At 66.1% G+C, this 1,498-nt stretch carries 1 protein-coding gene and 1 pseudogene; both read right to left on the bottom strand.

The features are described from left to right. Positions 1-640, bottom strand: a pseudogene (locus A3764_RS01730) (hypothetical protein); the annotation flags it as partial. Between the two features lie 90 nt (positions 641-730). Continuing rightward, positions 731-1,498 (bottom strand): SDR family NAD(P)-dependent oxidoreductase (locus A3764_RS01725; protein WP_236627989.1); only part of this gene is annotated, 768 nt, incomplete at its 5' end.

Raw genomic sequence — 1,498 nt, 5'->3', positions numbered from 1 at the left:
GCAGGTAGGACACATATCCCAATGTCGGCATCAGCGGGATGAGCATGTTGATGGCCAGCCCGACCGGCGACCACAGGATGGTGGCGGCAAAGCCGCGCAGGACCGCATTGGTGATTCGCCGCCCCTGCACTTCGGCGATGTCGGGGCTGGGCGCGGCGCGGTCACGTTCGGCCAGCGCGATCCCGAGCAGAAGCTGCAGGCCGCCGAGATTGAGCAGGATGCCGAAGATATGACTGCCGCTGGCCAGCAGGGCGAACCGCCGCGACGGGGGCTGGTCCACCACGAAATGGGCGGCGGTACTGACGATGTTCGAGCGCATCGCGGCCACCCGCAGGATCGCCATGACGGCCAGCAGGGCAGGAAGGTAGAGCGCGCGGCTTGCTGCAAGGGCAAGGCTGCCCGGATCGCCCCCGGTCAGGACCAGCAGCGCCCCCGACAGCGCGGCGAGCAGGAGCAGGACCTTGGCGTTGGTGCGCACATGACGCCAACGCATCAGGATGTGGCACACGATCAGCGTGATCGCGATTCCGGCGAACAGGTGATTGTTGCTGAATAGGTCCGCGAGGGTGAAAATCGTGCCGCCCAGCAATGCGGCCGATGCGATCGTGGACAGTCGGCCGGGGCTGGCTGTATCTGGCATGATATGCTCTTACCTCATACCGGTGAACCGACCGCTACGCACCGCCCGGTTTGATCGACGGTGCGGCGGCTCTATCCTTTCCGGTATTGTCTAGACAGACAACCCGCCATCAATCGCGATTTCGGCCCCCGAGATGTAGCGGCTGAAATCCGACAGTAAAAACAGCAACGTATGGACCACATCTTCGGGCAATCCCGCGCGACCAAGCGGGACCTGAGCGGTGCGGGTCTTCAGGTCCTCGTCGCTCCAGGCGTCCAGCATCGGGGTGAGAATGATGCCCGGATGGACCGAGTTGACGCGGATCCCGCGCGGGCCCAGTTCGCGCGCGGCGGTCTTGGTCATGCCGCGCACGGCCCACTTCGTTCCGACATAGGCAATGCCCTTGCTGGCGTGCAGCCCGGCAAGCGACGAGATGTTCACGATCGACCCGCCTTCGGGGCCCATCGCCGCTTCGGCGAACTTCACGCCCAGATAGGTGCCGAACTGGTTGACCTTGTATTGCAGGTCGAAATCCTCGGGCGTGGTGTCGGGGATGGTTTCTGGCCGGTAGAGCCCGGCATTGTTCACCAGACCGTGCAGGGGCCGGTCGCCGCATTGCGCCTGCAACGCCGCCCAGTCCGCTTCCGAGGTCACGTCGAGGCGGGCGAATTGCGCGCCGATCTCATCCGCGAGGGCGCGGCCCTCGTCTTCAAGGATGTCGGCGACGATCACCTGCGCGCCCCGCGCCGCGAGATGCCGGGCCTGAAGCGCACCCTGTCCGCGCGCGCCGCCGGTGACGACCACGAGGCGGCCGCCGAAAGACACGCCCAGGATGTCTGCCTGGCCGGGGGTCATAGCCAGCTTCCCCCGAGCCGGGTC

The sequence above is a fragment of the Sulfitobacter sp. HI0129 genome, from assembly GCF_001635395.1.
In the GTDB taxonomy this organism is placed as follows: domain Bacteria; phylum Pseudomonadota; class Alphaproteobacteria; order Rhodobacterales; family Rhodobacteraceae; genus Sulfitobacter.
This window is presented reverse-complemented; position numbering and strand designations above follow the sequence as displayed.